Origin of the sequence: Amaricoccus sp. W119, assembly GCF_047275745.1 — a bacterium.
GTDB lineage: Bacteria > Pseudomonadota > Alphaproteobacteria > Rhodobacterales > Rhodobacteraceae > Amaricoccus.
In genome coordinates this window covers 1-7,970 of sequence record NZ_JBKQWU010000093.1, presented here as the reverse complement: position 1 = coordinate 7,970, position 7,970 = coordinate 1, and the positions used below count along the sequence as shown (strand labels likewise).

The window sequence follows — 7,970 nt, the reverse complement described above, 5'->3', positions numbered from 1 at the left end:
CCATCATAGGCTTGGTCATCGGGGGCATGCCTCGGTTCAGGTTGGCGGTTGCGACCCGACCCTACCGAGAAACCCGATGACCGCCTCAGCTACACCACCCCGCGGGACACGATCCCTCCGACATCCGTCCGGCTCCAGATGCGGGTCGGCGGCGGTGCTCGCCGCCATGGATGCCGCCAACGATCGCAGGTCTCCGACGGTTCTCACGCGCCAGTCAGCCAACATTCGCGGTGGTCCGCAAGCCCTCGGGTGATCGCGCGGCGCCGACCTCCGGCGGCACGTCGGAAAGCCAGGACGCGGGACCGCGGAAACGGAAGTCGTGATCGTAACTCGCTCACCTGCCGCGCGACAAAATCGGATGAGACGACGTACTGTCAGCGACCTCGACCCTGTGGGCCGTAAGGGGCTGAGTAAGCGAACTTGGCTCCGGTCCGTGACGGAATTGGAGCGTGTGCTGACCGACGGAGAGGGCCACCCCGGATCGACCCCGCGCCGGGCGCGCTCGGGGCCGACAAGGGATACGACAGCGCCGACGTCATATCTGACCTCCGGCGAACCCGCGCCACTTCACGCGGAAAGCCCGCCATTCCGCCATCGACGGCCGAACCACCCGCCACGAGGGCTATGCCCTCTCGCAGCGCCGCCGCAAGAAAATCGAGGAGCCGTTCGGCTGGGCGAAGACCGTGGGCGGCATGACCCAGACCGTATGCCGGGGCGTCGAACGCGTCCGCGCCCGCTCCACCCTCACAATGGCTGCCTGCAACCTCGCAAGGCTCCCGAAGTTGCTCGCCGCATGACCAAGGGGCGGCCGAACCGAGCCCGGCGCCGAACCGCCAAGCCCCGAAAGTCATACAGTAGGCGGGCGATCCCGGGTCGCGCCTCTGGGGAAATGACGGCCGGTCCGGGTGCCGCGCGCAGGTCGGCCGCCTCCGACCGGCCGCCGCCAGGGAACCCGATCCGCCATGGCGCACCCTTCCGTCCCGGGGCATGCTGGGGAAACGAGCAGGCGCGGGAGGCCTCGGGCGTGGAGCCATTTCTCTCTCTGAGGCGTTTTTTCGACCCGGCCACGCTCGCGCGGGGCGTGAGCTACGCGCGGCAGGGTCGCGTCGTCGCGCTCTCGACGCATGAGGCCCGGGGCATCCTGGAAGCGCGCGTCTCCGGCTCCGGCCGGCGGGTCCACGATCTGCGGCTGCGCCTGAGCCTTGCCCGCGACGGGCGGTTCACCAGGATCGACGGCCAGTGCTCCTGCCCCGTCGGGATCCGCTGCAAGCACATGGTGGCGGCGCTGGTCACCGCGCGGTCGCGCGGCGCGGACGAGGAGGCCGGGCGGCGAGACACCGCGCGCGAAGCGGCCGCTTCCCTCCCCGCGCCCGTGCTGCGCTGGCTCGACGCGGTGGCGAGCTCCGCGCGCGCTCCGGCAAGCCCGACGGAGGATTATCCGCCGACCGTGCGCGACCGGCTCCGGGACGGCACGGGGCGGAGGTGACCACGGTGAAGGGCGGCGTCCAGGCCGATGGAACGCCGCGCATCCAGGGCGGCCGCTATGACATCGAGCGGGTCAAGCGGATCGAGAACCGGCCCCGTTTCGTCACCGGCGAGGATCTCGAGATCCTGCGCGATCTGGAAGCCGCCGGGATCCCGATCAACGGCGGCCACAGCCATCGTGACGCCCATGTGTTCTACAGCCCCCCCGCCCCCTGCGACCTGCTGCCGCCGCTGCGCCGGATCGCCGCCACCGGGCGCGGGCGCTGGGGCGAGAGCACCGGCCCGGCCCTGCGCGACGCAGGCCCGCGCGCCGCGCGCTTCGCCTGGCGGTCCGGGGCCGAGGGCGCGCAGGATCTCGCGCTCCTCGACGCGGAGAGCGCCGCGCCGCTCGTCGGCCTGCCGGCGGCCCGCCCCGTCTGGGTCGAGCCGGAAACCGGAGCCTTCGGCGAGATCCTCGCGCCCTTGTCGGCCAAGCGGATCCGTCTTCTGCTCGGCGCGCCCAGCCTTCCGGCGGAAATCGCGGCCGAGGTCGCGGCCCGCCTCACGGCTATCGAGGGTGAGCCCGTCCCGGCTCCGAAGCCGATGGGCCTCGAAACGCGGCGTGGGCGCGATCCGGTGCCGGTGCTCCGCCTGTTCGGCCTCCCCGGCGAGCGCCATGTGATCGACGGCTGGAGCCGGCGCTCCGAGCCGGTTCGCGCCGCCGCGCTGCGGCTCGCCTTCGACTATGGCGGCCATCTCGCCCCCGCCCGCCATGCCGAGTCGCTGCGCTTCGAGGACGGCGGGACCGTTGTCACGCTGAGCCGCGACCGCCGGGCCGAGGCCCGCGCCAGCGAGGCCTTGAGCGGGCGGGGGACGCTGTCGCCCAAGGAGATGGACCACCACGCCTTCAGGCAGGCGGAAAAGGGCGACCTGATCTTCGCCGAGGGGGAACGGGAGCCGGAAACCGGCGAGACGGTCGATGCGCGGCGCGCGGCGCTCCGCTTCCTCGGCGAGTATGCGCCCGATCTGCGCGCGGCGGGCTGGCGCGTCGAGGTGGACCCGAGCTGGCCCTGGCCGCTGGTGGAGGAACCGATCCGGATCGAAGCCCGGATCGGCGCCGCAGAAGGCGGCGGCCGGTTCGACTTCGGGCTGGCGCTGAGCGCGGGCGATCAGGAAGCCGATCTCGCCCCGCTCGTGGCCGAGGTGCTGGCCGCGCTGCCGCCAGAGCTTGGCCCGGAGGAGATCGCCGCCCCCGCCTTCGCGGAACTGGTCGCGGCGATGCCCTGTTTCCTCGCGCTGCCGGACGGACGCCACGCCCGGGTCGATCCGGCGGGGCTCACCGATCTCCTGCGCCTGCTCCTCGGCAACCTCGGGCTCGCCACCCGGATTCACCCCGGCGAGGCGGGCCAGATCGCCGAATTCGCCGAGGCGCTGGCGGGATCGGGCATCGCCTTCACCGGCGGCGCCGAGCTCCTCGAACTCGGACGCCGCCTCAACGCGCTGACCTCGGGCATGCCCCTTCCGATGCCCGCCGCCGTCAAGGCGGCCCCCCGCCCCTATCAGGCCATCGGCTACGGCTGGCTCGCCGCCCTGGCCGAGACCGGCTTCGGCGGGCTGCTCGCCGATGACATGGGGCTCGGCAAGACGCTCCAGACCCTCGCCCTGCTCGCGAAGCGCCATATCGAGGAGCACGCTTCGCGGCCGAGCCTGCTGATCGTGCCGACGAGCCTCGCCCGGGCCTGGGCGCGGCAGGCGGCGGAATTCGTACCCGGGTTGAAGGTGCTGGTCCTCCAGGGTCCCGCGCGCAAGGCGCTGTTCGCGGAGATCGACGCCGCGGATCTCGTCGTCACCACCTATCCCCTGCTCCACCGCGATCACGCGCTCCTCGAGCGCGACTGGGAGCTCGCCATTCTCGACGAGGCGCAGGCGGTGAAGAACCCGGCCTCGACCGCGGCCAAACGCATCCGCTCGATCCGCGCGCGCACCCGGCTCGCGCTCACCGGGACGCCGATGGAAAACTCGCTCCTCGATCTCTGGGCCTTGTTCGACTGGCTCGTCCCGGGCCTGCTTGGCGACCGCAAGACCTTCCGCGCCGGGATCGCCCTGCCGATCGAGAGGGGCGACGCGCTGGCCCAGGCCCGGCTGAACCGTCGCCTGCGCCCCTTCCTGCTGCGCCGGACCAAGGACGAGGTGGCGCCCGACCTGACCGCCAGGACCGAGATCACCGAACTGGTGCCGCTCGGGCCGAAACAGCGCCCGCTCTACGAGAGCGTGCGCATGGCGATGGACACGCGGGTGCGCGCGGCGATCGCGGAGCGCGGCCTCGCCGGTTCCCAGATCACCATCCTCGACGCGCTGCTCCGGATGCGGCAGGCCTGCTGCGATCCGGCGCTCCTGAAGGACGGACCCGGTCCCGGCGAAAGCGCCAAGCGGGAACGCCTGCTCGAGATGCTGGAGGCGCTGACCCGGAAGGGCCGCAAGGTGCTCGTCTTCTCGCAATTCGTCGAGATGCTGCGCCTGATCGAGACGGATGTGCGCGCGCGGGGCTGGCGCTACGCCTGGCTGACCGGCGAGACCGCGGATCGCGAAGCGGCGGTGCGAAGCTTCCAGGAGGGCGAGGCCCGGATCTTCCTGATCAGCCTGAAGGCCGGGGGCGTCGGCCTGACGCTGACCGCCGCCGATACGGTGATCCTCTACGATCCCTGGTGGAACCCGGCGGTCGAGCGCCAGGCGATGGACCGCGCGCACCGGATCGGCCAGACCAAGCCGATCTTCGTCTATCGCCTCGTCGCCGAGGGCACCGTCGAGGAAGCCATCCTCGCGCTTCAGGCCCGAAAGCAGGCGCTCGCCGATGCGCTCTTCACCGGAGCGGCGGGCGGACACCTCGCGTTCGACATGGATGTGATCAGCGAGCTTTTCGCACCGAAGGAAGGCGGGATGTGATCCGGCGGAGTGACACCTCGAAGCGGGCGGCGCTTTGGGACCGCGGATCGCATGCCTTGCGCCGACGCGGGCGGCTGGTACTGACGCCCGATAAAGTTGGATTATCGGGCATCTGGATTCCTGTCCGGCAGCTCCTCCCCTGCCCCCGATTTTCTTCGCGCGGGGCGACGGCGATGCGCGCTTGAAACCAGCGCCGGCCGGAATGTCCCGCCAGTGACCGGGCAGCCCAGATCCGTCGTCGCGGTTCGGCCGACGAAGGCTTGAGCGGCGGCCAGGCACGCAGCAAGCTCTTCGGCATTCAGGCGTCGCACTTCGGCGCGCGCCATCAGGTCCCTGCCCTCCTCCGGTCCGTGATCAGGCGCCCCCCTCCCCCTGCGATCATTCGGATCAGCATGTGCCGGACGTGATCCCGGGCTCCGAAAAACACGGCCAGCACGCGGATCGGCGCGAGGTCCGCGATCGGGACAGACCGCAGCTCCGCCGCGTCACACGAACCGCGAGCCAGGACGAATGTCGGACCGGGACGTGCCGATGAACGGAATTCCGTCCAGACCGTCGATCGACGCGCGCGCTCCAGCGCCTCCGCGGCGGCCTCGCCGCGCGCGACATATGAGTCGAACAGATGGTCGAAGATGAGCTCGAAGTCCCGTTCGGCCCCGAGCGCGTAGTCAACCATCCACATCGAGACCGCGCCGCTTGCGCGCGATCACGCAGTCGATCCGCGACGCCATCTCCGCCCCGGAAAGACAGTCCCCCCTCGCTTCGTTCGGCGATCAGCGGGCGCAGCGCCTCGGTCTCGGCGGCATCGGCCTCGGCCTTGCGCCGCGGCAGTTCGAGGCTGGCGTAACGCCCACTTTCAACGAGCGCGCGCGCAAAGGCGTCCTGCTGATCGGTGAGCGAGATCGACGATTTGACGTTCAAGGAAGCCTACCCTCTTGCGTCATGGTGCGTCCTGGTAGCACCGCTGTCATGTCCGTTGCGGCCGGGTAGTCGTTGATGCGTCGCGCCACTGGTCGCCCGGGGTCGCATGACCCCCTGCCCCCCTGGGGGCGGCATGCCCCGCCAAACCGCGCCGCGCCGGCGATCCAAGGCTCTCTCGGTGCCGGGTTTTCCCACGCGGCGCGCATGACGAGGGGTGGGTGGGGCAACCATCCAGAGCATCGGGGGGTGCAGCAATCGAGGAGGAGCCGCCCCTGCACTACCGCACAAGCTCGACGACCTCCTCACCCGCCGCGGTCCTGAGCGCCGCGTCGTGCGTGCCGAACCGCGCGCCGGAACGCACGGCCTGGGGCCAGCCGCCCGTGTCGCTCGTTGACGATCAGGATGTCGCGCAGTTCGGCCCAGAGAAGCCAGGGCGCAACCAAGTCGTCCGCCGCCAGTAGCTCCAGCACGATGCCCTGCTCGTCCGGCAGCAGCAATCTCGCGATCAGCGAGGCGTCGACGACGAGCGTCACCGCCGGCCCTCAACCCGCGCCGACAGGATGTCTTCGAGCCCGAGCGCCCCGCCCACTCGGGCGCGAAGCGCCCTGAGCCGCGCGATCGCGGCGGCCCGGTCCGGCGCGGCGGGCTCGGGTACCAGCCGTGCGACCGGACGCCCGCGCCGGGTTATGATCACGGTTTCACCCTGTTCGACCGCCGCCAGCAATTCAGAATGATGGGTCGCCTCATCGAAGGCTCCGACAGCACGCATCCTTCAGGTTCACATACAAGCTTCATGTCTAGTCCGCAGGTCAACGACTCCGGAGCCGGCATATTGGGCAGCCCTCCCTTCGTCGAGAATAGAATCGGCGACGGTATCTATGGCGCGAAGGCCGAAGCAGCTTCGATCGCGGCGCGCAACGGCAGGTGCCTGAGGCGGCATGCCTGCACGGCCGGGTAACCGGATCAAAGGGTATCTTGAAGCAGCCCGGGAAATGGCTAAAATCTAGCTTGTCTAGCTAGTTTGAGGTGTGAGATGGATTGGCCACTCCAGGATGCAAAGAACCAGTTCTCGAAGGTCGTTCGCCGCGCGCGAGAAGAAGGACCGCAGGTAGTGACATTACGCGGAGTTCCGGCCGCCGTCGTGCTGTCTGCGGAGGACTACGCCGCTCTGCGCACCGGAAGCTCAAATATAGTCGATGCCCTGCTGGGCGGGCCGGCTTGGGACGACGATCTCGTCGCGGATGTCCAGCGCCGCGACAAGGCGCCCAGCCGTGTACCGGCGCTTTGATGTTTCTCGTCGACACCAATGTCGTGTCGGAGGCGCGGCGGGGCTCCGCGGAAGCAGTGTCCTGGTTGCGCCACGCCGATCCGTCCGCAATCTACCTAAGCGCCCTGACCATTGGGGAGATCATGCGCGGCATTGAACTCCGGCGGAGACGCGATCTGCGCACGGCTGCGCACCTCGCGCAGTGGCTCGCCGGCCTGCGCCGCGATTTCGCCGATCGCATCCTAGCCGTCACTCCCGAGATCGCGATGGAATGGGGCCGGATCGCAGCGCTCCGGCCCCGAGGCGACATCGATGCGCTGATCGCGGCCACAGCGATCGTTCATGGGCTCATCGTCGTCACTCGCAATGTCAAGGATTTCGACGATACGGGAGTAGTCGTCTTGGATCCTTGGGGCGACAATGTCTGATTGACAGCGGCGCCGCGCATGGCTGAATCCGCATCCCGGGCGGCCTGTGACGGCTCTCAAGCACGCTTTGCCAAGGGCCGCGTTTCTCTTTAACTCGCTGGGTGCTGGTGACCCAGCAGTTCTCTATCTTCCCGGGAGGACCCATGACATGCCAAGCCAGCCCGCCCGGTCCTGAACGGCGCGTTCTGTGGGCCGGGCCGCGCACCGGAATGCAAGGGGGGCGCGAGAGGCCCGCGTTGTAGAATGCCGGTGATGCGGCGCGAACGGACGTTCGCTCGCTCTGACAGGCGCATGTCGAGTGGACAGCGAGGCATTGAGCATCTGCTGGACAACGCCTAGGGGTACGATTTGTACTCCCACGATCGCGCCCATCAGGATCCAGCATCGATTGGCGATGTGGCGTGGGAAGCTCCTACCATGCATCTTTCACAGCAGGGGGGAGGCGCAGCCATGCGGCTATTAGTTCCTCGTGCGCCTCTCTCGTCAACTCTGCGAGTGCTCGCCGGGAATGCGCCGGATTATCACAGCTGTGATACCCGTCCTTCGGGGACCGGGGATTAGCCCCCGTGAAATAGGTCACGCTCCAACTGGCGATCAGCTTGCCGCCAAGATTATCACATCTGTGATAATCCAATGCTAGGCGGTGTCGCGCCTTGAGTTGCATCCGTGACCAAGATCCAGCTGGATGACTCTACCGGAATTAAACCCTTGTATGCCAAGCTCTAAGATCCAACTGCGCGGGTGGGCACGAAGTCACGTATCTCACCCGCACTGACAACCCCAAGTGGCAGTGCGGCGTTGCCGAGCACCACGGCCATCTACACGACCTCCGGATGGTCTTGCCCCCATTTCACCGGACACTCAGGCGGTTGCGGTTTCAGCTGCGATGAACTCGCGGGGCGAGCGCATTTTCAGCCCTGAGTGCGGGTGGTTTTCGTTGTAGTCCT

The 7,970-nt window shown here is 69.0% G+C and carries 8 protein-coding genes and 1 pseudogene; 6 read left to right on the top strand and 3 right to left on the bottom strand.

What is annotated here, in order from left to right:
* Nucleotides 1-501: 501 nt before the first annotated feature.
* The 3 genes and pseudogenes from ACLJK8_RS20990 to ACLJK8_RS20980 all read left to right on the top strand — a co-directional run.
* Nucleotides 502-797, top strand: a pseudogene (locus ACLJK8_RS20990) (transposase); the annotation flags it as partial.
* 227 nt (nucleotides 798-1,024) lie between these two features.
* Nucleotides 1,025-1,486: an SWIM zinc finger family protein gene (locus ACLJK8_RS20985; protein ID WP_413152337.1), complete on the top strand. Its 462-nt coding sequence runs from the start codon at nucleotides 1,025-1,027 to the stop codon at nucleotides 1,484-1,486.
* 5 nt (nucleotides 1,487-1,491) lie between these two features.
* Nucleotides 1,492-4,407 carry a DEAD/DEAH box helicase gene (locus tag ACLJK8_RS20980; protein WP_413152336.1) on the top strand — a complete coding sequence of 972 codons (2,916 nt, stop codon included), beginning with the start codon at nucleotides 1,492-1,494 and terminating at the stop codon, nucleotides 4,405-4,407.
* Between the two features lie 325 nt (nucleotides 4,408-4,732).
* Here ACLJK8_RS20980 and ACLJK8_RS20975 read toward each other — a convergent pair whose 3' ends face one another.
* Nucleotides 4,733-5,083 carry a hypothetical protein gene (locus ACLJK8_RS20975; RefSeq protein ID WP_413152335.1) on the bottom strand — a complete coding sequence of 117 codons (351 nt, stop codon included), beginning with the start codon at nucleotides 5,081-5,083 and terminating at the stop codon, nucleotides 4,733-4,735.
* A gap of 20 nt (nucleotides 5,084-5,103) precedes the next feature.
* Here ACLJK8_RS20975 and ACLJK8_RS20970 point away from each other — a divergent pair, with 20 nt between their 5' ends.
* Nucleotides 5,104-5,397, top strand: coding sequence for a hypothetical protein (locus ACLJK8_RS20970; protein WP_413152334.1), 294 nt, complete (start codon nucleotides 5,104-5,106; stop codon nucleotides 5,395-5,397).
* A 233-nt stretch (nucleotides 5,398-5,630) separates the two neighbouring features.
* Here the strand turns inward: ACLJK8_RS20970 and ACLJK8_RS20965 are convergent, their stop codons facing one another.
* Together ACLJK8_RS20965 and ACLJK8_RS20960 are read right to left on the bottom strand one after the other, a co-directional pair.
* A complete protein-coding gene (locus ACLJK8_RS20965; protein ID WP_413152333.1) occupies nucleotides 5,631-5,861 on the bottom strand; it encodes a hypothetical protein in 231 nt (76 codons plus the stop codon).
* Nucleotides 5,858-6,097, bottom strand: a complete 240-nt coding sequence (locus ACLJK8_RS20960; protein WP_413152332.1) for a type II toxin-antitoxin system Phd/YefM family antitoxin — start codon at nucleotides 6,095-6,097, stop codon at nucleotides 5,858-5,860. The genes ACLJK8_RS20965 and ACLJK8_RS20960 overlap by 4 nt, the downstream gene beginning before the upstream one ends.
* Before the next feature lie 264 nt (nucleotides 6,098-6,361).
* Between ACLJK8_RS20960 and ACLJK8_RS20955 the strand changes: the two genes are divergently transcribed.
* Both ACLJK8_RS20955 and ACLJK8_RS20950 read left to right on the top strand, forming a co-directional pair.
* On the top strand, nucleotides 6,362-6,616 hold the full coding sequence (locus ACLJK8_RS20955; protein WP_413152331.1) for a type II toxin-antitoxin system Phd/YefM family antitoxin: 255 nt from the start codon (nucleotides 6,362-6,364) through the stop codon (nucleotides 6,614-6,616).
* Nucleotides 6,616-7,023 carry a type II toxin-antitoxin system VapC family toxin gene (locus tag ACLJK8_RS20950; protein ID WP_413152330.1) on the top strand — a complete coding sequence of 136 codons (408 nt, stop codon included), beginning with the start codon at nucleotides 6,616-6,618 and terminating at the stop codon, nucleotides 7,021-7,023. Before ACLJK8_RS20955 ends, ACLJK8_RS20950 begins: the two co-directional genes overlap by 1 nt.
* Nucleotides 7,024-7,970 lie beyond the last annotated feature (947 nt).

Bases quoted from the DNA above. Each gene is read 5' to 3' on its own strand.
- ACLJK8_RS20975 (WP_413152335.1), bottom strand. From the start codon at position 5,083: ATGGTTGACTACGCGCTCGGGGCCGAACGGGACTTCGAGCTCATCTTC.
- ACLJK8_RS20960 (WP_413152332.1), bottom strand. From the start codon at position 6,097: ATGCGTGCTGTCGGAGCCTTCGATGAGGCGACCCATCATTCTGAATTG.
- ACLJK8_RS20955 (WP_413152331.1), top strand. From the start codon at position 6,362: ATGGATTGGCCACTCCAGGATGCAAAGAACCAGTTCTCGAAGGTCGTT.
- ACLJK8_RS20950 (WP_413152330.1), top strand. From the start codon at position 6,616: ATGTTTCTCGTCGACACCAATGTCGTGTCGGAGGCGCGGCGGGGCTCC.